Annotated in this window: 22 protein-coding genes; 7 read left to right on the top strand and 15 right to left on the bottom strand. The window is 67.6% G+C overall.

What is annotated here, in order from left to right; all coding sequences use genetic code 11:
* Positions 1 to 34 precede the first annotated feature (34 nt).
* The 9 genes from M4960_RS16725 to M4960_RS16685 all read right to left on the bottom strand — a co-directional run bounded on the left by M4960_RS16725 (position 35) and on the right by M4960_RS16685 (position 8541).
* Entirely contained in the window at positions 35 to 601 is a 567-nt protein-coding gene (locus M4960_RS16725; RefSeq protein ID WP_248704865.1) for a hypothetical protein, read from the bottom strand.
* Entirely contained in the window at positions 598 to 1527 is a 930-nt protein-coding gene (locus tag M4960_RS16720; protein WP_248704864.1) for a hypothetical protein, read from the bottom strand. The genes M4960_RS16725 and M4960_RS16720 overlap by 4 nt, the downstream gene beginning before the upstream one ends.
* A 512-nt stretch (positions 1528 to 2039) precedes the next feature.
* A complete protein-coding gene (locus tag M4960_RS16715) occupies positions 2040 to 2915 on the bottom strand; it encodes a TniQ family protein (RefSeq protein WP_248704863.1) in 876 nt (291 codons plus the stop codon).
* A 270-nt stretch (positions 2916 to 3185) separates the two neighbouring features.
* The gene (gene dnaB, locus M4960_RS16710; RefSeq protein WP_111083664.1) at positions 3186 to 4550 is read right to left on the bottom strand and encodes a replicative DNA helicase; all 1365 of its coding nucleotides are present in this window, start codon (positions 4548 to 4550) and stop codon (positions 3186 to 3188) included.
* 642 nt (positions 4551 to 5192) lie between these two features.
* Positions 5193 to 5645 (bottom strand): 50S ribosomal protein L9, encoded by a 453-nt coding sequence (gene rplI / locus M4960_RS16705; RefSeq protein ID WP_111083665.1) that lies wholly within the window; start codon positions 5643 to 5645, stop codon positions 5193 to 5195.
* Positions 5646 to 5659: 14 nt separating this feature from the next.
* On the bottom strand, positions 5660 to 5917 hold the full coding sequence (gene rpsR, locus M4960_RS16700; protein ID WP_017887834.1) for a 30S ribosomal protein S18: 258 nt from the start codon (positions 5915 to 5917) through the stop codon (positions 5660 to 5662).
* 50 nt (positions 5918 to 5967) lie between these two features.
* Positions 5968 to 6558: a single-stranded DNA-binding protein gene (locus M4960_RS16695; RefSeq protein WP_248704862.1), complete on the bottom strand. Its 591-nt coding sequence runs from the start codon at positions 6556 to 6558 to the stop codon at positions 5968 to 5970.
* A gap of 3 nt (positions 6559 to 6561) precedes the next feature.
* Positions 6562 to 6945: a 30S ribosomal protein S6 gene (rpsF, locus tag M4960_RS16690; RefSeq protein ID WP_111083667.1), complete on the bottom strand. Its 384-nt coding sequence runs from the start codon at positions 6943 to 6945 to the stop codon at positions 6562 to 6564.
* Positions 6946 to 7104: 159 nt separating this feature from the next.
* Positions 7105 to 8541, bottom strand: a complete 1437-nt coding sequence (locus tag M4960_RS16685; protein WP_248704861.1) for a CCA tRNA nucleotidyltransferase — start codon at positions 8539 to 8541, stop codon at positions 7105 to 7107.
* Between the two features lie 110 nt (positions 8542 to 8651).
* On the opposite strand from M4960_RS16685, the gene M4960_RS16680 reads away from it, so the two are divergent.
* The 7 genes from M4960_RS16680 (at position 8652) to M4960_RS16650 (ending at position 18109) form a co-directional block, all read left to right on the top strand.
* Positions 8652 to 12776, top strand: coding sequence for a DUF6049 family protein (locus M4960_RS16680; protein WP_248704860.1), 4125 nt, complete (start codon positions 8652 to 8654; stop codon positions 12774 to 12776).
* Between the two features lie 83 nt (positions 12777 to 12859).
* Positions 12860 to 13846 (top strand): thioredoxin-disulfide reductase, encoded by a 987-nt coding sequence (trxB, locus tag M4960_RS16675; protein ID WP_111083668.1) that lies wholly within the window; start codon positions 12860 to 12862, stop codon positions 13844 to 13846.
* 76 nt (positions 13847 to 13922) lie between these two features.
* Positions 13923 to 14249 carry a thioredoxin gene (gene trxA, locus M4960_RS16670; RefSeq protein WP_017887828.1) on the top strand — a complete coding sequence of 109 codons (327 nt, stop codon included), beginning with the start codon at positions 13923 to 13925 and terminating at the stop codon, positions 14247 to 14249.
* Positions 14250 to 14409: 160 nt separating this feature from the next.
* On the top strand, positions 14410 to 15714 hold the full coding sequence (locus M4960_RS16665; protein WP_123339332.1) for a PLP-dependent aminotransferase family protein: 1305 nt from the start codon (positions 14410 to 14412) through the stop codon (positions 15712 to 15714).
* 60 nt (positions 15715 to 15774) lie between these two features.
* Positions 15775 to 16737 (top strand): D-alanine--D-alanine ligase, encoded by a 963-nt coding sequence (locus M4960_RS16660; protein WP_123937115.1) that lies wholly within the window; start codon positions 15775 to 15777, stop codon positions 16735 to 16737.
* Positions 16738 to 16952: 215 nt separating this feature from the next.
* A complete protein-coding gene (locus tag M4960_RS16655) occupies positions 16953 to 17525 on the top strand; it encodes a ClpP family protease (RefSeq protein WP_248704859.1) in 573 nt (190 codons plus the stop codon).
* Positions 17522 to 18109, top strand: a complete 588-nt coding sequence (locus M4960_RS16650; RefSeq protein ID WP_248704858.1) for a ClpP family protease — start codon at positions 17522 to 17524, stop codon at positions 18107 to 18109. The genes M4960_RS16655 and M4960_RS16650 overlap by 4 nt, the downstream gene beginning before the upstream one ends.
* Positions 18110 to 18130: 21 nt before the next feature.
* On the opposite strand, the gene M4960_RS16645 is transcribed toward M4960_RS16650, so the two are convergent.
* From M4960_RS16645 to yidC, 6 genes are all read right to left on the bottom strand, one after another.
* The gene (locus tag M4960_RS16645) at positions 18131 to 18439 is read right to left on the bottom strand and encodes a helix-turn-helix domain-containing protein (RefSeq protein ID WP_131877923.1); all 309 of its coding nucleotides are present in this window, start codon (positions 18437 to 18439) and stop codon (positions 18131 to 18133) included.
* A gap of 180 nt (positions 18440 to 18619) precedes the next feature.
* Positions 18620 to 19585 carry a ParB/RepB/Spo0J family partition protein gene (locus M4960_RS16640; protein ID WP_248704857.1) on the bottom strand — a complete coding sequence of 322 codons (966 nt, stop codon included), beginning with the start codon at positions 19583 to 19585 and terminating at the stop codon, positions 18620 to 18622.
* A gap of 5 nt (positions 19586 to 19590) precedes the next feature.
* Positions 19591 to 20478, bottom strand: coding sequence for a ParA family protein (locus tag M4960_RS16635; RefSeq protein ID WP_308222024.1), 888 nt, complete (start codon positions 20476 to 20478; stop codon positions 19591 to 19593).
* Positions 20479 to 20559: 81 nt separating this feature from the next.
* Positions 20560 to 21240: a 16S rRNA (guanine(527)-N(7))-methyltransferase RsmG gene (gene rsmG, locus M4960_RS16630; RefSeq protein WP_248704856.1), complete on the bottom strand. Its 681-nt coding sequence runs from the start codon at positions 21238 to 21240 to the stop codon at positions 20560 to 20562.
* Complete coding sequence (locus M4960_RS16625; protein WP_111083678.1) at positions 21237 to 21737, bottom strand: R3H domain-containing nucleic acid-binding protein; 501 nt, start codon at positions 21735 to 21737, stop codon at positions 21237 to 21239. Before M4960_RS16625 ends, rsmG begins: the two co-directional genes overlap by 4 nt.
* On the bottom strand, positions 21738 to 22706 hold the full coding sequence (yidC, locus tag M4960_RS16620; RefSeq protein ID WP_131845074.1) for a membrane protein insertase YidC: 969 nt from the start codon (positions 22704 to 22706) through the stop codon (positions 21738 to 21740).
* Between the last annotated feature and the right edge of the window lie 5 nt (positions 22707 to 22711).

Here is a 22711-nt window from a genome sequence, read left to right as displayed (position 1 = left end):
GAGGTGCCGCGGTCGGGGCCGACGCGGGATCGGTTCAGGAGGCGAAGATGATCGCGCCGGTGTACAGGTCCATGTACAGGACCGCTCCCGCGTGCGGCCGTCGGAAGCTCCTCGCGGGGTCGTCAACGGGAATACGAACCGCGGAGCGAGGTGGCCGCGCGAACGCGCGTGCGCGGAAGCGAGCCATCCGGATGGCGGCGGCATCGAGACCGGTGGCGCACCGGCCTGCGAGAGCACGGGTAAGCCGTCGTCGGAGTGTCAATACGGACGGGAGCGGCTCGAGGTTGCCGCTCTTGTAGTGGTGGTAGTCGCTGAACCATTGGACGAGCGTGCTGACGTACCGTGCGCGCACGACAAGGTCAGGGTTCTCGTGAAGGAATTTGTCGATCTCGTCCTGCAGTTCATCATGGCGCTGACGTGGCGCCTTCATGTATCTCGGGTCAGTCATGGCATACCCCGGCACGAGGGGAGCGAAGGTGTCGTCCACGGAACGGAAGGCACGCTCGACCTTTGTCCTGTCCGTCATCTGGTCGATGCGAACTGCTGACAGACCGACGGCCGTGAGTCGGTCTTCGAAACTGGTGAATTCTTCGGGAGTCATGGCTTCTCCAGGACGGATGCTGAGGTGTAGGGGTTGTGGAGGTCGGTGCGGAGTGCACCGGTCCAGAGCAGGTGGCGGACGACCTGCAGTGCGAGGGGCCGGTCGAGGGCGCCGAACTGCGCGGCGTTGCGGACGAGTTCCTGGACGGTGATTTTGGGGTGCCAGTAGCGGAGCAGCTCGAGCCCGTACGTCAGGGCCAGGTCTGAGTCGGGTCGAGCCTTCGAGAAGCTGCTGAGATTCCTTGTCACGGACTCCGGTAGGCCGGTCCAGACGATGTGAATGATGCCGGCCGCGGCGAGGGTCTCGCGGATGAGAGCGTGCCGCGCGATATTGGCGGGCTTCGCGGCAGCGGCGGGCGTCTTGACGTCGACTGCGATAGCGGGAAGGCCGGGGGAGAGGACTCCGAAGTCTGGAGTGTGCTTCTTGAGTGGGAAGCCATTTGGCCATAGCGCAGTGAATGGCTGCGCACTGATGTGCGCGACACGTGGATCGAAGTCCGCGAGCAGGACGAACTCGCGTTCGAGCCGGGATTCGCAGTGCACGTGGCCGTGCGTCGTGTGGGTCCAGACCGCGACGGGCTTGTGCCGCTGACTCTTGCGACGGGAGTAGTCGCGGGTCGGGTGGCCGAGCACGAAGTCTTCGACAGCGATCTCCATGAGGTCGCGGGAGTAGGTGGTGCGCCCATCAGAACTGAACCAGGCGCGAACGGTTGTCTTCTCGGCGTCGGTTTGCCGGATGAAGTCGAGGTGCCGAACACCTCGCACTGGCCGGAACTGTCGTGCCCGTGCGGCCGGCGCTGATTCGGAACGCAGGGCTTCGAGAGCCGTGAGCAAGGGTGGGTCGGAACGGTTTGCGAAGGCTCCCCAGGCGCCTTCGTCCCAGTTTTCCCAGGCTTGCAGTCTTCGCGCTGTCTGGACTTCGATCATGCGACACGCCAACCTAATTGTCGAAGGAACCACTACGTGGTTACTAGAATATCCACGAAGCTGACGGTTAGCAAGAGCGAGGTTGTATGGCGCGCGAAAAACGTTTGACTCCGGCGGAGAGCACGCCGGCGCCGTGGCCAGAGGTGGAGTCTGACGACGCCGCTGCAGAGGCTGCCCGCCAGCTCGCGTTACGAGTTCGCGATGCGCTGGGAGGATCGAGCGTGCGGGCTCTTGCGCACCATGTAGGACTTCCCCACGCAACGATCCTGCGGATCCTCGACGGGGCTATTTGGCCCGACATGCGCACGTTGGTTCGGCTGGAGGAGGCCGTGCAGAGGGAGCTCTACCCGAGCTGGAGTGATCGGGTCGCGGCAAGGCCCACGGTTGAGTCACCGTCCTTGGAGCGGTATCTGCGTCGAGACGACGACAGCGGACGATTCGTCTGGGCCGAGCGTGTTCCGGGAACCTGGGATCCGAACAGCCGAGACGTGTGATTTTGCGCTATGAGTGTTTCACCCTAGAGAGCGGAGCGCCTCGCTCTTCGTCTGCATGACGAACGCGGCTGCCGCGAGGACGGTGAACGTTTCGAGGTGTTCGACGTAGTGGCCTGCGTCAAGGCGACGGGGGTGGAGGTCTCGGACGACGCTCGTGTCGAGGCCAGTCAGATCCGCGAGGGCCTCGTCATCCTTCTCCTGCACCGTTCTTATTCGGTAGGCGAGATCGTAGAGGCGTTCGCGCTGTTGTGGGTCGTGGCATCGGGTGAGCGCAATGATGCGTACCTGCGCCGCATAGAGAATTCCACGCTCGTCCACGGGTGGAGAGACGGCTTGGTGGAAGGGTTCGGCGCAGCGGGCACCGAGGACCATGTTGGGGCAGGTGTTGGGGTCCCACTCTTGGGCGGTCCGGCCGAGCGGGATCCGTGGGTGCTCACCGCACCCCGAGCATCTGGTGGCGAGGACGCGAGGGTGCTTCAGACAAATGTGCAGCCATGGGTGGCGCCAGATCATCTCGTGCACGCCCGGTCGTTCCTTGAGGCAGTCCGGACACCACTTGTGGATGACTTCACGGAACAGGGGATCGTTGCCAAGATCTCGTTCGCGGTACGGGAAGGTGTCGCCGTCGCGCATGTGTTCGGCGAAGGTTGACCACGTCGCGTGGTCGCGCATCGACTGGGTCATCGCGTAGAGCCGGGCGAAGGGAATCCCGGTAGCTGCGCTGATCGTGTCCGCAGTTTCTGGGCGAAGTGCGACTCCGAGCCCCTGGATCTCGATCGGGTGGAGGGCGCCCATGCCGATGGTTTCCAGGAAATCGCGGCGGGAGCACTTGTAGACGTCGAAGGCCCAGCGGCTGATGGCGGTTTGTAGCCACTCTCCGGGCTCGGGGGTCACGTGCATCGCGAGTCGGCGGATCGCTCGTGGTGGTTGTGGCGCGTCGCCGATCCGGAGTGGGCGTTGCGGTGGCTTAGGCATCAGCAGCCTGCTGCGGCGCAGCTTGTCGCGTGGCCTGGTTTCGCAGCGCAAAGTGTCGCGTCGGCACGGTCCCGCAGTGCATCTTGTCGCCTGGCTGGTCTTCCTGTCGCCGCAACTTGTCGCGTGAGCCGTTTGCGACGGTTCCCACTTCATTGCGACACATTGCGACGACGATCACAGGCACCCGCCTTACTGCGGCATGTCCACGAACCGCGAGAACATCCCGTGGAACGCCACGGTGATCGTGTCCGTCGGCCCGTTACGGTGCTTCGCCACGATCAGGTCGGCCTCACCCTGCCGCGGGTTGTCCTTCTCGTACGCCGACTCGCGGTGCAGCAGGATGACCATGTCGGCGTCCTGCTCGATCGAGCCGGACTCACGCAGGTCGGAGATCGCCGGCTTCTTGTCGGCACGCTGCTCGGGACCACGGTTCAGCTGGGACAGCGCGATGACGGGGACCTGGAGCTCCTTCGCCATCAGCTTCAGCGCACGCGAGAACTCGGAGACCTCTTGCTGGCGGCTCTCGACCTTCTTGCCCGAGGTCATCAGCTGCAGGTAGTCGATGACGACGAGCTTGAGGTTGTGCTGCTGCTTGAGTCGACGGCACTTGGCGCGGATCTCGACCAGCGTCATGTTGGGGGAGTCGTCGATGAAGAACGGGGCGTCGTTGATGCGGCCACGGGTCTGGGCGATGGTGGTCCAGTCGCGGGAGTCCACGGTGCCCTTGCGCATGTTCTGCAGCGGCACGCTGGTCTCGGCGGACAGCAGACGCATCGCGATCTCGGCGCGACCCATCTCGAGCGAGAAGAAGGCGGCGGTCTGGTCGTGCTTGATCGCGGCAGCGCGGCACAGGTCGAGCGCGAGCGTCGACTTACCGAGGGCGGGTCGAGCGGCGACGATGATGAGCTGTCCGGGGTGGAAGCCGTTCGTCAGGCCGTCGAGCTGCGCGAAACCGGTCGGTACGCCGGTCATCTGGCCGTCACGGCCCTTGGCGGCCTCGATCTCGTCGAGGGCGGCGGAGATGGCGTCGGTCAGGGGGACGTAGTCCTCGGTCTGCACGCCACCGGCGACGTTGTAGACCTCGGCCTGCGCGCTGTTGACGAGGTCGGTGACCTCGCCTTCGGACGCGTAGCCCATCTGCACGATGCGGGTGCCGGCGTCGACGAGGCGACGGAGGACGGCCTTCTCGGCGACGATCCCGGCGTAGTACCCCGCGTTGGCCGCGGTCGGCACCATGCTCGTCACGCTGTGCAGGTACTCGGCGCCACCACCACGGGACAGCAGACCGGTCTTGGTCAGCTCGTCGGTGACGGCGATGACGTCGGTGGGCTCGCCGTGCGAGTAGAGCGACAGGATCGCGTCGAAGATGACCTCGTGCTTGGGGACGTAGAAGTCCACGCCACGAGCGGTCTCGATGACGTCGGCGACGGCGTCCTTCGACAGGAGCATGCCGCCGATGGTCGACTGTTCGGCCAACAGGTCGTGCGGCGGGGTGCGTTCCATGCCGCGCTCCGCGTACTCCTGCGGTGCGGGCTCAAGATGCGCGATCGACACACTCTCTCCTCTGTTGAACGACGCAGGGCTGGACACGGTGGTCCGACACCTGCAACGACTTTCTACCCCCAGCGACCGACATCCCCGAGTCGCTGGGCCAAGCTACGGCCGCAGAGTTATCCCCAACAAACGGCCCTGTGGATAACTCTGTGGAGGGATTGCGGAACACGCCGGAATGCTGTGTGGAGAACTGTGGACGGGCCTGTGGAAACATGGCTATGGGAACACACTTTCGACCACTTGACCAGGGGTTTTCATTCTCACACGGTGTGTGGAAAAGTGGGGTTCAAGTACGCCTTGAAGGTTCCGATTTGACACGTTTCTGCTGTGTAAAACGACTTGACAAGCACCCCTCCTGTGGGAAGTGTTCTCGGGCCGTTCCCAGCAAGTCGGGCCGTGCCTGAGAGGTAACCAGCCAGCCAAGCCGAACCCGCCCGTGCAAGCCGAGCCGGGCCTCCCGGCCGTTCTGGACGACCGTGCGTTGATGGTGAGCAGAAGATGTCGAGTGGGGGATCGGGACCCGACCTTTTCTGCTCACCAAGTGAAAGCACGCACGCCCCGCACCACGCGGAGAACCCGCCAACGCAACGACGGGCGGGCCTCCCGGAGGAGACCCGCCCGTCGTGGAGCGGAACGTCAGTGCTACTTGGCAGCGACGACCTTGAGCGAGATCACGGCAGTGATGTCCTCGCGCAGACGCACGGTGGCCTCGTGGTCACCGACGGTCTTGATGGTCGCGGGGACCTCGACCTTGCGCTTGTCGAGCGAGCCGACTCCCTGCGCCTGGACGGCGTCAGCGACGTCGCCCGGACGGACGGAGCCGAACAGACGACCGTCCTTGCCGGCCTTGACCGCCAGGGAGATGGTCGCGTTCTCGAGCTTCATCTTGAGGTCCTGTGCCTCTTCGATGGTGGCGAGCTCACGCGCGGTGCGCGCGGCCCGGATCGACTCGACCTGCTTCTCGCCGCCCTTGGACCACGCGACAGCGAAGCCCTGGGGGATGAGGTAGTTGCGGGCGTAGCCGTTCTTGACGTCGACGACGTCACCAGCGGAACCGAGGCCGGAGACCTCGTGGGTGAGGATGAGCTTCGACATGTGTCGACCTCCGATCAGCGGCCGGAGCCGGCGTAGGGGAGGAGCGCCATCTCACGGGCGTTCTTCACGGCACGGGCGATGAGGCGCTGCTCCTGGACGGAGACGCCGGTGATGCGACGGGCGCGGATCTTTCCACGCTCCGAGATGAACTTGCGAAGGGTCGCAACGTCCTTGTAGTCGATGACGCCGACCTTGATCGACTTCGCGGGAGCGGCGTTCTTGCCGCCCTTGCCGCGAGGCTTCCGGCGGTCGCCGGTGCTCTTTCCAGCCATAGTGATTTGTCCTTAGAAGAAAAGTTGTGTGTCCGTCGGAACGCGGAGGATCAGAACGGGGTCTCGTCGTCGAAGTTGCCGCCGGGGGTACTCCACACGTCGTTCGACTGTGCGTTGCCGCCGCCCTGCTGGCCACCCTGCGGGGACCACGGCTCGTCCGACTGGCCGCCAGCGGGGGCGTTGCCGCCACCGTTGTTGTTCCAGCCGCCGTTGCCGCCGCCCTGCTGACCGCCGCCGCTGTTGCCGCCGCCGACCTGGCCACGACCGCCGCCGCCACCCGCTGCGCGGGTGATCTGTGCGGTCGCGTACCGGAGCGACGGGCCGATCTCGTCGACCTCGAGCTCGATGCTCATGCGCTGCTGACCCTCACGGTCCTGGTAGGAACGCTGACGCAGACGACCCTGCGCGATGACGCGCGAGCCCTTCGTCAGCGACCCCGCCACGTGCTCGGCGAACTCCCGCCACACACTCGCGCGGAGGAACAGCGCGTCGCCGTCCTTCCACTCGTTCGCCTGACGGTCGAACGTGCGAGGCGTGGAGGCGATGGTGAAGTTCGCCACTGCGAGCCCGTTCTGCGTGTAGCGCAGCTCGGGGTCCGCGGTGAGGTTGCCCACCACCGTGATGACGGTTTCGCCGGCCACGGGTTACTCGGCGCTCGCGGTCGCGGTTGCGGAGGCGTTGGCAGCCTTGCGGGCTGCGCGTGCCTCGTCGCGCTGCTTCTGGGCGGCGACCTGCGCGATGCCCTCTTCGGCGCGGAGGACCTTCGTGCGGAGCACGGCCTCGGAGAGACCGAGCTGACGGTCGAGCTCCTTGGCGGCCTCGGGCGAGGACGTGAAGTCGACGACGGCGTAGATGCCCTCGGACTTCTTGGCGATCTCGTAAGCGAGCCGGCGACGGCCCCAGACGTCCACGTTGTCGACGGTGCCACCGTCGTTGCGGATGACAGCGAGGAACTTGTCCAGGCTGGGAGCGACGGTGCGCTCATCGATCTCGGGGTCGAGGATCGCCATCAGTTCGTACTGGTGCATGCGGAACCCACCTCCTCTGGTCTCAGCGGCCCCGGGCAGTTCCCGGGGCAGGAGGGTTGATGCATGTGCCACGGCACGCAGACACGCGCCGGGCAACCTGCACAGACTACCCGACGGCCTGGAGGCGCGCCACCGGTCTGTGGAGAACCGTCGCGTCCGTCAGGCGGTCGCGTCCCGAGCGGCCCACCAGTCGCGCAGGCGCGCCTCGGCAGCGTCGGCGCCGAGCGGCCCGTCGTCCATCCGCGCCTCGAGCAGGAAGCGGTAGGCGTCGCCCACGGCACGCCCCGGCGGGATGTCGAGGATCCGCATGATGTCGTCGCCGGTCAGGTCGGGCCGGATCGAGTCCAGCTCTTCTTGGTCGGCCAGGACGCGGATCCGCTCCTCGAGGTCGTCGTACGCGAACGCCAGGCGATCGGCCTTTCGACGGTTCCGCGTGGTGACGTCCGAGCGGGTGAGCTCGTGCAGCCGCTCGAGCTGCGGGCCGGCGTCGCGGACGTAGCGCCGGACGGCCGAGTCGGTCCAGGCACCGTCGGTGTACCCGAAGAACCGCAGGTGCAGTTCGATCAGCCGTGCGACCGCGGCGATGGTGTCGTTGTCGAAGCGCAGGGCCCGGAGCCGCTTCTTCGCGAGCTTCGAGCCGACCAGGTCGTGGTGGTGGAAGCTGACGGCGCCGCCCGGCTCGAGCTTGCGGGTGGCGGGCTTGCCGATGTCGTGCAGCAGCGCCGCGAGCCGCAGCACGGTGTCCGGGGGGTCGCCCGCGTGCCGCTCGGCCTCGTAGCCGATCGCCTGTTCGAGCACGGTCAGGGAGTGCTCGTAGACGTCCTTGTGGTGGTGGTGCTCGTCGATCTCGAGCTGCATCTCGGGCAGCTCGGGCAGGAACCGCTGCGCCAGCCCGGTGTCCACGAGCAGGCGGATGCCGCGCACGGGGTCGCCCGTGCCGAGCAGCTTGACGAGTTCGTCGCGTACCCGCTCGGCGGACACGATGTCGATGGAGTCGACCAGGTCCTGCATGGCGGCACGGACGTCGTCGTCGACGGTGAACCCGAGCTGCGACGTGAACCGCGCTGCCCGCATCATCCGGAGCGGGTCGTCGCGGAACGACACCACGGCGGCCTGCGGGGTGCGGAGTCGTGCGGCCAGCAGGTCCTCGACGCCGCCGTGGACGTCGACGAGCTCGCGCGCCGGCAGCCGGAGCGCCATCGCGTTGACGGTGAAGTCGCGGCGGAGCAGGTCGTCCTCGATGGTGTCGCCGAACGCGACCTCGGGCTTGCGGGTCTCGCCGTCGTACACGTCGCTGCGGTAGGTGGTGATCTCGACCTGTTCGCCGCGGACCAGAGCGGCGATCGTGCCGAACTGCCGCCCGACGTCCCACGTGGCGCTGGCGATCGGTTCGACGATGCGCAGGATGTCGTCCGGACGAGCGCTCGTCGTGAAGTCGAGGTCGGTGACGGGACGACCGAGGAAGGCGTCCCGCACGGGTCCACCGACCAGGGCCAGCTCGTGTCCGGCGTCGGCGAAGGCCCGAGCGAGGAGGTCGACGGGCTCGGTGGTGGCGAGTGCGTCGAGTCGTTCGACGGCCTGGGCAACGGACTGCATGACGGTGCTCATCCTCCCAGATCGAGGCCCCGAGTTCTCCACAACCCCGCGCGCACGGGACCTGTTCATGGTCACGCCTCATACACTCGTGCTCGGCCCGAACCGACCCCGTGGCCCGCTTCCGTATGCACATCCTCCGCACCACGCTCGCCGCAGCCGCGTCGACCCTCGTCGCGCTCGGCCTGGTCGTCGCGCCCGTCAGCGCCCCGCACGCCGATGCTGCGACGGTGTCGTCGGCCAAGACCCACCTCGCCGATCCGGCTGCTGCCGATGCGGGCAAGGCCACGATCTCGGTCGCCCCCGCGCACCGTGGGATCGTCCAGCGCGACCAGGACCTCACCCTCTCGGTGACCGTCACGAACGACACCGACGCCGCGCTGCCCGCCGGCACCGCGGAGTTCGACATCTTCCGCTCCGTGAGCACGCGGGACGTCCTCGCCGACTGGCTTGCCGACACCACCACGACCGGTTACCTCGGCGCCCCGATGGACTCCGTGGACATCCCGGAGGTCCCGGCGCACCGATCGGTCACCATCGACTCGGTCGAGATCGTCTCGGGCAACGTGGCACTCGGCGGGTACTCCTCGTTCGGTGCGCGGCGCATCGCGGCGGAGTACACGGCCGGTGAGACCTTCGCCGTCGCCCGCTCCGCGATCACCTGGTACCCGGACTTCGAGCAGGTGCCGGTCAGCGTCTCCGTCGCGATGCCGGTGACGGTCCCGAAGTCCACCGACGGCATCCTCAGCGCGGCCGTCCTCGCCGCCGCGACCTCGGTGGACGGCACCCTCACCCAGCAGCTCGACGCCGCCGAGGACCACAACGTCGCCGTCGCGGTCGACCCCCGCATCATCGCCTCGATCCGGATCCTCGGCGAGAACGCGCCGTCCGCGGCGACCGCGTGGCTCCAGCGCCTCGAGTCCCTGCGCAACGAGACCTTCGCGTTGTCCTACGCCGACGCCGACGTCACCGGGCTGCGCCAGGCCGGGTCGGACGGCATCCTCGCCCCGATCTCGCTCGACCAGTCCGTGAAGACCGAGAACTTCCCCGGCGCCGAGACCCCCGCACCGACCCCGACCGCGACGCCCGGGCAGACGACCACCCCGAGCAGCACCGCGTCCCCGAGCGACGACGCCACCACCGACGCCGGCTCGGGCGAGACCACGGAGACGCTGCCGACCACCGAGCAGCTGCTGGACTTCCCGTACTCGATGGACTCCATCGCGTGGCCGGCGGACGGCACCGTGACCGCGGCCGACCTCACGGCACTGCAGCGGGCCGACAAGGACACCACCATCGTCTCGAGCGGGAACACCTCCGCCGGCGCGAACGCCACGGTCTCGGCATCGGAGAAGATCGGCGACGACCACGTCCTCGTGTCGGACCAGTCGATGTCTTCGCTGCTGCGCGACGCCGCGACCGCACCGGACCGCCAGAGCTGGTCCTCGGCGATGTCCGAGCTCACGGCGACGCTCGCCACCTCGGCGCGCGACGGCACCGCCACGGGGCCGATCCTGCTGACCCTCGGTCGCGACTGGCCCTCGGACTCCACACGCCTCAGCCAGACCCTCGACGCCCTCGAAAGCACCGCCTGGGTGGCACCGGCCGACCTCTCCACGGCGTCGGACGCCACAGCGGGTTCGCTCACGCTGAACAGTGCGTCCACCGGGGCCGACCGCATCGCGCAGCTCAAGCGCCTCGTGCAGGGCGAACAGGGGCTCTCCGCGTTCGCCACCATCCTCGACACCCCCGCTGAACTGACGGCACCCGCACGCCTCCGGCTGCTCGCCATCGCCTCGAACGCGTGGCGCGGGGACGACGACGGGCTCCAGGCCGCGGTCGACGTCCGCACCGCAGCCTGGGCGAAGCAGACCACCGAGGTCGGGATCGTCGACTCGAGCAGCCTGACCCTGCTCGGCGACCGGTCCTCGCTGCCGGTGTCCATCCGCAACAGCTCGGACTACCCGGTGACGGTGCACCTGGCCGTCCAGCCGTCGAACTCCGCCCTCCGGATCGTCCGCAACGACATCGTCGTCGAGATCCAACCGGACTCCTCGACCCGAGCGACCGTCCCCGTGCAGTCCGTCGCGAACGGCAAGGTCGAGCTGACCATGTCCCTGTCGAGCCCGACCGGCGTCGCCATCGCGCAACCGGCCACCGTCGAACTCAACGTCCAGGCGCAGTGGGAGACGGTCATCACCGCCGCCGCAGCGGTCGCCCTGATCGCGATCTTCGGCTTCGGCATCTTCCGCAGCATCCGGAAGCGCATCCGTCGTCGCAACGGCGAACTCGACGACGAGGACGACGACGACCCCAACCGCCCGCTCGCCGTGCAGCCGGGTGCGCCCGGCGCGGCTGCTCCGTCCGCGGGATCGGTCGCCGGACCGGGAGGCCCGGATCACCGCGCCGAGGCGCCCACCGCGTTCGCCGTGGCCGGCTCCGGAACGGCCGCTGTCGCGGCTCCTGGGGGCGACCGCCTGCAGGACGCGATCGCCCGTGCCGGGGCCGAGCCGGGCCTCCCGTCCGACGCCCGTACCAGCCGCGTCGCGGACGCCCGCGACCCCGAGGAGCCGACCATCAGCGCCACCCAGCCCCAGCCCGACGTCGACGCGGAACCGGTCGCGGAGCGCAGCCTGGGGCGTGCGAGTGCGATGCTCGCGGCGGGGACGATGGTGAGCCGCATCCTCGGCTTCGCGAAGACCTTCGTGCTCGCGTACGCCATCGGGCAGAACAAGAGCCCCTCGGCGAACGCGTTCGCCGTCGCGAACCAGCTGCCGAACAACATCTACGCGCTCATCGCGGGTGGCCTGCTGTCGGCCGTGCTCATCCCGCAGATCGTCCGCGCCATGAAGAACGGCACGGACGGCGGGCAGGCGTACGTCAACAAGATCGTGACGCTCGGCGGGTCGGTCTTCATCGTCATCACGATCGTCGCGACGGCACTGGCACCGCTCCTGGTCCGCCTGTACACGACGTCCTCGGACACCCGGAGTCCCGCTGCGACCGACCTCGCCATCGCCTTCGCGTTCTGGTGCCTGCCGCAGATCCTGTTCTACGCGATGTACTCGCTGCTCGGTGAGGTCCTCAACGCCAAGCAGGTGTTCGGTCCGTTCACCTGGGCACCGCTGCTCAACAACGTCATCGCGATCGCCGGGCTCGTGGTGTTCATCGCCCTGTACGGCACGAGCGGCAGCGCCCTCGACGATTGGACGCCGGCGAAGATCGCGCTCCTCGCCGGCAGCGCCTCGTTCGGTGTGTTCGCCCAGGCGGCGTTCCTCCCGTTGTTCTGGCGGCGAGCAGGGCTGTCCTTCCGGCCGGACTTCCGGTGGCGCGGCGTCGGCCTGAAGTCGACGGGAACCGCTGCCGGCTGGCTCTTCGCGATGATCCTGGTGACCCAGGTCGCCGGCATCGTGCAGTCCGCGGTCGCGTGGAAGGGTCAGGGCGACGGACCCGGCAACGCGGTACTCGGCAACGCGTGGCTCATCTTCATGCTGCCGCACTCGATCATCACGGTCTCCATCGCGACGGCGTACTTCACCCGGATGAGCCACGATGCTGCACGCGGCGACCTGGCATCAGTCCGACGGAACCTGTCGCTGTCCCTGCGCATCGTCGGACTCTTCACGGTCTTCGCGTCCGTGGCGCTGGTCGTCGTCGCGGTGCCGTTCGGCCGGCTCTACGAGGGCACGTTCGAGAGCGCCCTGCAGGTCGGTGCCGTCCTGGTCGCCTACATGCCGGGCCTGGTGCTGTTCAGCATGTTGTTCATCATCCAGCGCGTGTTCTGGGCCATGCACGACCACCGGACCCCGTTCCTGATGCAGTGCATCCAGTCCGTCCTGTTCGTCATCGGTGCCCTCGCGGTGTCGACGTTCCCGACCTCCGTGATCGGCATCGGTGTGGCCGCGTGCACGACGCTCGCCGGCACCGCGCAGACGATCGTCGCGCTCGTCCTGGTGCGTCGCAAGCTCGGCAGCATCGAAGGACCGGTCGTGACCCGCTCGCACGTGCAGTTCGTCATCGCCGCGCTGATCGCCGGGGTGGTCGGCCTGCTGGTCGTGAACTTCTTCGGGGCGTTCTCCGCGGCCGGGTTCGCGATGTCGGACCGCACCGGGGCACTCATCACCATCGTCCTGACCGGCGCCGTCATGGTCCTCGTGTACTTCGGGGCGCTCGTCGTCGCCAAGAACGGCGAGATCAAGAACGCCGTCGGCATGGTGAAGAGCAAGCTCGGTCGCTGACCGCACGCTTCCCGGACGTCGCGGAATGCCGCGCCGGTACCATGTGTTGACCCGGTCAGCACGCAACGGAAGGGCAGTCAGGCATGCGCCAGCTCATCATCATCGGTTCCGGTCCGGCCGGGTTCACCGCCGGCATCTACGCCGCGCGCGCAGAGCTCAAGCCGCTCATCGTCGCGTCCAGCGTCGAGACGGGCGGGGAACTCACCAAGACGACCGAGGTCGAGAACTTCCCGGGCTTCCCCGAGGGGATCCAGGGCCCCGACCTCATGATCAAGATGCAGGAACAGGCCGAGAAGTTCGGCGCTGAGGTCCTGTACGACGACGCCGTCTCCGTCGACCTCACCGGCGACGTGAAGAAGGTCACCGTCGGCTCCGGCGAGACGTACGAAGCCCTCGCGGTCATCTACGCGACCGGTTCGGCGTACCGCCACCTCGGCATCGCCGACGAAGAGCGCCTCTCGGGCCACGGTGTCTCGTGGTGCGCGACCTGCGACGGCTTCTTCTTCCGCCAGAAGAACATCGCCGTGGTCGGCGGTGGCGACTCCGCGATGGAAGAGGCGACGTTCCTCACGCGCTTCGCCGACAAGGTCACCGTGATCCACCGCAAGGACACCCTCCGCGCGTCGAAGATCATGCAGGACCGCGCCCACAACGACCCGAAGATCGAGTTCGCGTGGAACAAGGAGGTCATCGGCATCCAGGGTGACTCCGCCGTGACCGGCGTGACGCTCAAGGACACCGTGGACGGCACCGAGAGCGAACTCGCCCTCGACGGTCTGTTCATCGCGATCGGCAACGACCCCCGCGTGCACCTCGTGCACGGTCAGCTCGAGCTCGCTCCCGAGGGCACCATCGCCGTCGAGGGCCGCACGTCCAAGGCCGTCGGCGTCCCCGGGGTCTTCGTCGCGGGCGACGTGCTCGACCACACCTACCGCCAGGCCATCACGGCTGCTGGGTCCGGTGCCGTCGCTGCGCTCGACGCCGAGAAGTACCTCGCCGACCTCGAGGACACGCTGACCGACGCTGCTGCGGGCGAGACCCCGGTCGAGCCGGTCACCATCTCCGCCTGACCCGTACGGCCCCCGGAATGCCGGGGGAGCGTCCGCGGTTCCACATCCAGTACCGACTTCTCACGAAAGGACACCCATGTCCAACGCAAAGGCTGTCACCGACGCCACCTTCTCGGACGAGGTCCTCAAGTCCGACAAGACGATCCTCGTCGACTTCTGGGCCGAGTGGTGCGGCCCGTGTCGCGCCGTCTCGCCGATCCTCGACCAGATCGCCGAAGAGCACGCCGGCAAGATCGAGATCGTGAAGCTCAACGTGGACGACAACCCCCAGTCGGCCATGAACTACCAGATCACGTCGATCCCGGCGATGAAGGTCTTCAAGGGTGGCGAGGTCGTCAAGACCGTCATCGGCGCCAAGCCGAAGCCCGCGCTCGAGGCCGACCTCGCCGAGTTCCTCGCGTAGGTCGCACCCGCACCACGAACGCCCCGCCCTCGTCCTGCTCAGCAGGCGCGGGCGGGGCGTTCGCATGCCACCCGTTGCGGATCGGCCCCCGCCGCGGAGCCCGGTTTTCCGGGGTCGATGTCGTAGTGTGGCGGGAATGTCTCACTGATCGGAGCACGGTATGACGAACGGCAACAGCCTCGACCCCTGGTACGACTCCTACGCCCAGCGCACCGCCGGGCTGAGCGCCTCCGAGGTCCGAGCCCTGTTCGCCGTCGCCTCGCGCCCCGAGGTGGTCTCGCTGGCCGGCGGCATGCCGTTCGTCTCCGCGCTGCCGAGGGAGCTCGTCACGGGCTCCCTGGACCGCGTGATGAACGAGCACGCAGCCATGGCACTGCAGTACGGCGGCGGACAGGGTCTGCGGTCCCTCCGCGAGCACATCGTGGACGTCATGAGCCTCGAGGGCATCCGTGCCAGTGCCGAGGACGTCGTCGTGACGACGGGCTCGCAGCACGCGCTCGACCTCGTCACGCGGCTCTTCATCGATCCGGGCGACGTCGTCCTCGCCGAGTCCCCGTCCTACGTCGGCGCGATTGGTGTGTTCCGGTCGTACCAGGCCGAGACCGTCCACGTGACCACCGACGAGCTCGGGCTGGTGCCCGAGGCGCTGCGCGAGGCGATCGCGAACCTCCGGACGCAGGGCAAGCGGATCAAGTTCCTCTACACGATCCCCAACTTCCACAACCCGGCCGGCGTCACCATGAGCCGGGAGCGCCGCATCGAGGTGCTCGACATCTGCCGGTCGAACAACATCCTGGTGCTCGAGGACAACCCCTACGGACTCCTCTGGTTCGACGAGCCGGCACCGCAGGCGATCCGTTCCATCGACGAAGAGGGCGTCGTGTACCTGGGGTCCTTCTCGAAGACCCTCGCACCCGGTTTCCGCGTCGGCTGGGCGCTCGCACCGCACGCCATCCGCGAGAAGCTCGTGCTCGCCAACGAGTCCGCCGTCCTCGCCCCGAACTCCTTCGGGCAGTACGTCGTGAACGCCTACCTGGACGCCGCGGACTGGAAGGGTCAGGTTGACACCTTCCGGGGCATCTACGCAGAGCGCCGTGATGCCATGCTGTCCGCTCTGGGGGAGTTCCTGCCGGACCTGTCCTGGACGAAGCCGAACGGTGGCTTCTTCGTCTGGCTGACGCTCCCCGAGTCCCTCGATTCGAAGGGCATGCTGCCGCGCGCCGTGAAGGAGCTCGTCGCCTACACGCCGGGGACGGCCTTCTACGCCGACGGTCGTGGCGGCGGGCACATCCGTTTGTCGTTCTGCTACCCGACCCCCGAGCAGATCCGCGTCGGCGTGAAGCGGCTCGCCAACGTCGTCAACGACGAGCTCGAGCTGATCGAGACGTTCGGTCCGACGACTCGGCCGAACAGCGTCGTCCGCGAGACGTCCTCGGTGAGCGCTCCGCCGCCGAACATCTCCTGATCAGCGCTTTTCTGCGGTGCGTGGCCCACCAGCACCGTCGTTCCACACCGGAGGATCCCCATGGCTGAGCTCACTCGTCGTCACGTCGTCGTCGTCGCCGGAGGGATCTCGCACGAACGTGACGTCTCCCTGCGCTCCGGTCGGCGCGTCGCCGACTCGCTGACCGGGTACGGCTGGCAGGTCGATCTCCGCGACGCCGACGCGCTGCTGCTGCCGGCTCTCGCCGAGTCCCGCCCGGATGTCGTGTGGCCGGCTCTGCACGGCGCCTCCGGTGAGGACGGGGCCCTGCGGGGCATCCTGGAGGCGGTGGACATCCCGTTCGTCGGCTCACGTTCCACGTCGGCCCGGTTGGCATGGGACAAGCCCACGGCGTCAGCGCTGGTCGCGCGGGCGGGCGTCCGCACCCCTCGCTCCGTCACGCTGTCCCACGACGTGTTCCGCGAGCTCGGCGCCGTCGGGGTGCTCAAGGCCATCGCGGGGGAGCACCCGGTACCGCTCGCCGTGAAGCCGGCGCGTGGTGGCAGCGCGCAGGGAGTGACCCTCGTCGACGACGTCAACGACCTGCCGCGTGCCATGGTCACGGCCTACACGTACTGCGACGACGTCGTGGTCGAGCAGCTCATCCGCGGTACCGAGGTCGCGGTCGGCATCATCGACACGGGCGACGGGCCGGTGGCACTCTCCGCGGTGGAGATCGTCCCGCGGAACGGCATCTACGGCTTCGAGGCGCGGTACAACGCGGGGGAGACGACGTTCTACACCCCCGCCCGACTGTCTGACGAGTTCGCGACCGCTGCAGCCGATGCCGCCGTCGCGGCGCACACAGCCCTCGGCCTCCGCCACCTGTCCCGTGTGGACCTCATCATCGACGGCGCCGGAACGCCGTGGTTCCTCGAAGCCAACGTGCTCCCGGGTCTGACCGAGACATCCCTGCTGCCGCAGGCACTCTCCGCATCGGGGTTCGATCTCGGGTGGACGTACGCGGAGCTCGCGGAACAGGCGATCCGCGACCACCACGCCTGATCCGCAGCTTGACGTTCCACGTGGAACATCGGAGTGCGTGAGGGTCGATGTTCCACGTGGAACGTCGGCACTCGTGGTTCGCTGCTGAGAGCTGATCCGCTCTGAGCAGCAACGGGCGCCTCGGGTCATCTGCGGGCGCACGGTGGACGCATGACCGATTCACCACCCCCGCAGCCTTCACGACCGAGTACCGGCGTGCCCTCTTCGACCAACGCGTGCTCGTACTCGACGGCGCCCTCGACGACGACAACGGCACGGTCTTGATGACGCAGTTTGTAGAGCTCGCGACGGCGGACCCCTGGAACGACATCGCGCTCTGGATCCATTCGCCCGGAGGCTCGGTTCCGGCGATGCTCGCACTCCGGGACCTCATGCGGGTGATCCCCAACGACGTCAGCACGCTCGCACTCGGGATCGCCTGCAGCGCGGGGCAGTTCCTGCTGTCCTCGGGTACTCCAGGCAAGCGACGAGCGCTGCCGCACAGCCGGATCCTGATGCACCAGGGATCCGCAGGGATCGGGGGGAGTGCGGTGGACGTGGCGCTGCAGGCGGACCACCTCCGTGACACCCGCGACACCGTGCTCGGACTCATCGCGGCGGACACCGGTCAGACGGTCGACCGCATCTTCGAGGACTCGCTGCACGACCACTGGTACTCCGCGCAGGAGGCCCTCGACTACGGGTTCGTCGACCTGATCGTCGACGACTTCTCGGTGATCCGGCCCCAGCAGCCCCGTTCCACGATGACAGGCTTCGGCGGACCTGCGGCAGGGGAGGCTGACCGATGAGCGCGTACACGATCCCGAACGTCATCGCGCGGGACGCTCGCGGCGACCGGGTCTTGGACGTCTACTCGCACCTGCTCACCGAGCGCATCATCTACATCGGGACCGCGATCGATGCTGGCGTCGCCAATGCCCTCATCGCGCAGCTCCTCTTCCTCGAGTCGGACAACCCGGACTCGGACGTGCAGCTCTACGTCAACTGCGACGGCGGCGATCCGAGTGCCATGCTCGCCGTCTACGACACCATGCGGTTCATCCGCCCCGCCGTCGCGACTACCTGCGTTGGGCAGGCAATCGGTGTCGGAGCCGTCCTGCTCGCCGCGGGCGCCGAAGGAAAGCGGTCGGCCCTGCCGCATGCTCGGGTCGTGCTCCACCAACCCGCGGCGCAGGGACAGGGGGCCATTCCCGAGCTCATCCTGCAGGCGGACGAGGTCGTTCGGATCCGGGCCGAGATCGAGTGCCTGCTCGCCGAGCACAGCGGCCAGAGTGTCGACCAACTCCGGGCCGACACGGATCACGATCGGGTCTTCACGGCCCGTCAGGCCCAGCAGTACGGGCTCGTGGACCACGTGATCACTCGACGCTGACCGACGGCGCTCCCGGACGCCTCAGGCTGCGAGGAGGAAACTACTCCGCAGCTGTTCGCCACCAGTACCTGCGGAGCGTGCTCGCTCGCGGAGCTGTTCTGCCGCCGCCGCCGTCAAGTCCAGCAAGGAGCTCTCGAGTGCACCGGCCACTGCTGCCAGCATCTCGCTCGAGGGCTCCTTCCGCCCCCGTTCCATCTCCGACAGGTACTGCGGCGACACCCCTGCGCGACGAGCGACATCCTGCAGGGTGTCCCCGCGGACGCGGCGACGAGCACGGAGTTCTTGACCGACGACATCACGCCAGAGCGGCTCGGGATTGCGGGATCTCATGATGCGAGCCTGGCAGTGTTCCACGTGAAACGTACGGGCTTCCCGTTCGCTGCTCGTGAACTCGAACCAGCGGAACGGCTCCTCGCCCCGTACAGGGCCGAACGCCCCCTTACTGCTCCAGGCCACCCGGCCCAGGCATGCGAGGCCCGCTACGGGGCGCTCAGCGCCGTTGACAAGCCGTCAGGACGAGACGTCGCTGATCCCCAGCTCCGACAGGATGCGATTGAGGTCGTCGCCGTTCGCGAAGTCGATCGTCACGGAGCTCTTCCGGGCACCGACGGCGATCTTGACCCGTGTGTTCAGCCGGTCACCGATGCGCTCAGCAAGGTCGTTGAAGTGCGCCTGGTTCTTGGAGGGCTGCGGCGTGGTCTTCGGAGGGGTCTTCGTCGCCAACTGCTGCGCGATCGCTTCGGCAGCGCGCACCGACAGGTCCTCGTTGACGATCTTCTCGGCGAGGTACTCCATCGCCTCCGCGTCCGGGGCACCAAGGATCGCGCGGGCGTGACCGGCCGACAGCACGCCGGCAGCAACCCGACGCTGCACGGGGGAGGGGAGCCGCAGCAGACGAATGGTGTTGGTGATCTGCGGACGGGAGCGGCCGATGCGCTGGCCGAGCTGTTCCTGCGTGATCCCGAAGTCCGCCAGGAGCTGCTGGTACGCCGAAGCCTCTTCGAGCGGGTTGAGCTGCGCTCGGTGCAGGTTCTCGAGCAGGGCGTCCCGGAGCATCGCGTCGTCCGGCGTCTCCTTGACGATCGCCGGGATGGTCGTGAGCCCGAGTTCCTTGGTGGCGCGGAGGCGCCGCTCACCCATGATCAGCTCGTACTGCGGATCCGTCCCCGCAGCCCCGGGAATCGGACGGACCACGATGGGCTGCAGCACGCCGATCTCACGGATGGAGTAGACGAGCTCCTGCAACTCCTCTTCGCGGAACTCCTTGCGCGGCTGCTGCCCGTTCGGGATCACGTCCAGCGGGTTGAGGTTCGCGAGTCGGGCACCCGGAACAGCGACGAGTTCGTCCGCGGTGGGTGCCGACGCCGGCGACCCACCGGTCGGGAAGAACACGTCGACGGGGCGGTCCTGCTGGTCCGTTGCCGTCGGGATGAGCGCGCCGATGCCGCGGCCGAGTCCGGTTCGCTTGGGTGCCATCAGTCTTACGCTCCTCGTGCTGCGATCTCGGCGGCCGCTTCCAAGTAGGAGAGCGACCCGGTGGAGTTCACGTCGTACGCGACGACGCTCTGTCCGTAACTCGGCGCTTCACTCACCCGGACGGATCGGGGGATCATCGCCTTCAAGACCTGGTCACCGAAGTGCTCGCGGACGTCGTTCGCCACCTGGTTCGCCAGGTTGGTCCGACCGTCGTACATGGTGAGCAGGATCGTCGAGACCCGGAGGTTCGGGTTGAGGTGCCGCTCGATGAGCTCGATGTTGCGCAGCAGCTGGCTGAGTCCCTCGAGCGCGTAGTACTCACACTGGATCGGGATCAGGACTTCCTGCGCCGCCACGAACGCGTTGATCGTGAGGAGACCGAGCGACGGCGGGCAGTCGATGAAGACGTAGTGGTACGGCTCGTCCAGCGACTGGAGGTACAGCTCGAGCGCCGTGCGCAGCCGCTGCTCTCGAGCGACCAAGGAGACGAGCTCGATCTCAGCACCCGCGAGGTGGATCGTCGCCGGGACGCACCAGAGGGTGTCGGACTCGGGGGACCGCTGCACGGTGTCGGCCATCGCGGCCTCATCGACGATGACGTCGTAGATGCTGGCGACCTCAGCCTGGTGGTCGACGCCCAAGGCCGTCGACGCGTTGCCCTGCGGATCGAGGTCGATCACGAGCACCCGTGCGCCACCGTGCGCGAGGCCGGCGGCCAAGTTGACGGTCGTCGTGGTCTTCCCGACGCCACCCTTCTGGTTCGACACGGTGATGATCCGCGTCTTCGGGGGCAACGGGAACTGCTGCGTCGCGATCGCCCGGCGTCGGCGGTTCAGGTCGGCGATCTCGCGAGCAAGCGGAGTCGACGCGTCGTAATCGGTCGATGAGCTCAACGAATGCCTCTTCCCCGGTTCGATGTTTCACGTGAAACGTGGAGCAGCAAGGGATCAGTCGTGCCGATCCAAGCCGCAGGGTCAGTCAACTGTAGCCCGGAAGACCCGCGTGGTCTCTGCGACCACACCGTCCCCGAGCTCGAGGACCTCAACGTCCGAGAGGTGCTGGCGCAAGATGACCTTGCGTGCCTTCTCGATCTCGTCGTCGACCCGCGCACCCTTCATCAGGATGAGCTGGCCGCCCGAGCGGACGAGTGGAACCGTCATCGGGATGAGCTTGGACAACGCACTGACTGCACGCGCAGTCACCTGGTCGACCACGATGTCGTCGGAGACGTCCTCGGCGCGGCCGCGGACCACCGCCACGTTCGACAGACCAAGCCGGCTCGCCTCGCTGGTGAGCCAGTCCACGCGACGCTCCATCGGCTCGATGAGCGTGAAGTGCACGTCGGGACGGGCGATCGCGAGCACGAGACCGGGCAATCCCGCACCCGAGCCGACGTCGGCAACCCGGCCACGGGCCTCCAGGAGGGGTGCCAACAAGGCAGAGTTGAGGATGTGTCGCGTCCAGAGCCGAGGGAGCTCGAGCGGGCCGATCAGGCCCAGCTCCTCACCCCGGCGAGCCAGCTCGTTCGTGAACGACCGAGCCGTCTCGATCTGATCGCCGAAGAGCACGGACGCAGCCGCAGGCTCAGCCTCGAGCACCGGAGCAGCGTCCGAAGGCGCGGGAGCGGTGTCGGCTGACACCGACTCGTCCGTCATCGGGTGACGACCGTGTGGCGGTCCCGACCCTCACCCTCGGACTCCGAGTGGAAGCCCTTCTCAGCGACGAGGTCGTGGACCAGCTTGCGCTCGTACGACGACATCGGGGGGAGTGCTGCGGACGACGATCCGGCTTCGATGCGCTCGACGGCGGTGTCGACCAGTCGCTGCAGCTCGTCGGCACGAGCGTCACGGGAGCCGCCCACGTCGAGGATGAGCCGGCTGAACTCGCCCGTCTCGGCCTGCACCGCGATTCGGGTGAGCTCCTGCAGGGCGGTCACGGTGTCCGGCTTCGAGAGGACGCGGAGCGCCTCGCCGTCGTCGGTGACCGACAGGTAGACGCGACCGGCGCGCTCCTCGATCTCGATGTCTCCGTCGAGGTCGCAGATGTCGAGGAGTTCCTCGATGTAGTCCGCAGCGATGTCGGCCTCGTCACGGGCGTCCTCGTCCGGGACCTCGGTGGTGTCGACAGCTGCGGCGGTGTCCTGCTCGGTCACTTACTTCTTCCCGTTCTTCTTCGAGCGCTGCTTGCCGACCGGCTGCGAACGCTGCGTGGTGACTCGCACGGCTTCGATCTCGGCGGCGCCAGCACCGGCACCGGCCTCGGCGAGGACCGGGTTGGCGATCCCGCGACGCTGGGCCTTCTTGGCCAGACGCGCCTCACGCGCCAGGGCCGCCTCGGAACCGGGCGTCGGCATGCTGCGGATGACGAAGTACTGCTGCGCCATCGTCCAGACGTTCGAGGCCAGCCAGTAGAACATGACGCCGAGGGGGAAGCTCAGACCCGAGATCACGAAGACCAGCGGGAGGATGTACAGCATCATCTTCTGCTGGCGGTACATCGGCGACGCCTTGGTCTCCGGCGACATGTTCTTGGCGACGAGCTGCAGCTGCGTGATGAACTGCGAGGCCGTCATGACCACGATCATGAAACCGGCGATCGCACGGACCTCCCACCCGGAGGCGTTCGTGAACGTCTCGTGCAGGGGAGCACCGAACAGGGCCGCGTTGCCGAACGACGCCGCGAGGTCGTTCGTGAGCAGGCCGATGCCCGTCTTGTTGATCTGGGCTTCGTGCAGCACCGAGTACAGCGAGAAGAAGATCGGCATCTGCAGCAGCAGCGGCAGGCAGGAGCTCAGCGGGTTGGTGCCCGTCTCCTTGTACAGGGCCATGGTCTCGCGGCTCATGGCCTCACGCGAGAACTGGTCCTTCTTGCCCTTGTACTTGTCCTGGATCTTCTTCAGCTGCGGCGCGACCTCGAGCATGCGGCGCTGCGACTTGATCTGCCGCACGAAGATCGGGATCAGCGCGGCGCGGACCACGAAGGTCAGGAAGATGATGGAGAGGACCCAGGTGATACCCGCGCCCGGGTCCATGCCGATGCTCTCGAAGATCCAGTGGAAGCCGACGAGGATGGCGGAGACCACCCATTTGAGCGGCCAGAGGACGAATCCGATGATGTCCATGGGGA

The sequence above is a fragment of the Curtobacterium sp. MWU13-2055 genome (genome assembly GCF_023242305.1).
GTDB lineage: Bacteria > Actinomycetota > Actinomycetes > Actinomycetales > Microbacteriaceae > Curtobacterium.
This window is presented reverse-complemented; position numbering and strand designations above follow the sequence as displayed.

Bases quoted from the DNA above. Each gene is read 5' to 3' on its own strand.
- M4960_RS16725 (WP_248704865.1), bottom strand. From the start codon at position 601: ATGACTCCCGAAGAATTCACCAGTTTCGAAGACCGACTCACGGCCGTC.
- M4960_RS16720 (WP_248704864.1), bottom strand. From the start codon at position 1,527: ATGATCGAAGTCCAGACAGCGCGAAGACTGCAAGCCTGGGAAAACTGG.
- rplI (WP_111083665.1), bottom strand. From the start codon at position 5,645: ATGTCGAAGCTCATCCTCACCCACGAGGTCTCCGGCCTCGGTTCCGCT.
- rpsR (WP_017887834.1), bottom strand. From the start codon at position 5,917: ATGGCTGGAAAGAGCACCGGCGACCGCCGGAAGCCTCGCGGCAAGGGC.
- rpsF (WP_111083667.1), bottom strand. From the start codon at position 6,945: ATGCACCAGTACGAACTGATGGCGATCCTCGACCCCGAGATCGATGAG.
- M4960_RS16685 (WP_248704861.1), bottom strand. From the start codon at position 8,541: ATGCAGTCCGTTGCCCAGGCCGTCGAACGACTCGACGCACTCGCCACC.
- trxB (WP_111083668.1), top strand. From the start codon at position 12,860: ATGCGCCAGCTCATCATCATCGGTTCCGGTCCGGCCGGGTTCACCGCC.
- trxA (WP_017887828.1), top strand. From the start codon at position 13,923: ATGTCCAACGCAAAGGCTGTCACCGACGCCACCTTCTCGGACGAGGTC.
- M4960_RS16665 (WP_123339332.1), top strand. From the start codon at position 14,410: ATGACGAACGGCAACAGCCTCGACCCCTGGTACGACTCCTACGCCCAG.
- M4960_RS16660 (WP_123937115.1), top strand. From the start codon at position 15,775: ATGGCTGAGCTCACTCGTCGTCACGTCGTCGTCGTCGCCGGAGGGATC.
- M4960_RS16650 (WP_248704858.1), top strand. From the start codon at position 17,522: ATGAGCGCGTACACGATCCCGAACGTCATCGCGCGGGACGCTCGCGGC.
- M4960_RS16645 (WP_131877923.1), bottom strand. From the start codon at position 18,439: ATGAGATCCCGCAATCCCGAGCCGCTCTGGCGTGATGTCGTCGGTCAA.
- M4960_RS16640 (WP_248704857.1), bottom strand. From the start codon at position 19,585: ATGGCACCCAAGCGAACCGGACTCGGCCGCGGCATCGGCGCGCTCATC.
- rsmG (WP_248704856.1), bottom strand. From the start codon at position 21,240: ATGACGGACGAGTCGGTGTCAGCCGACACCGCTCCCGCGCCTTCGGAC.
- yidC (WP_131845074.1), bottom strand. From the start codon at position 22,706: ATGGACATCATCGGATTCGTCCTCTGGCCGCTCAAATGGGTGGTCTCC.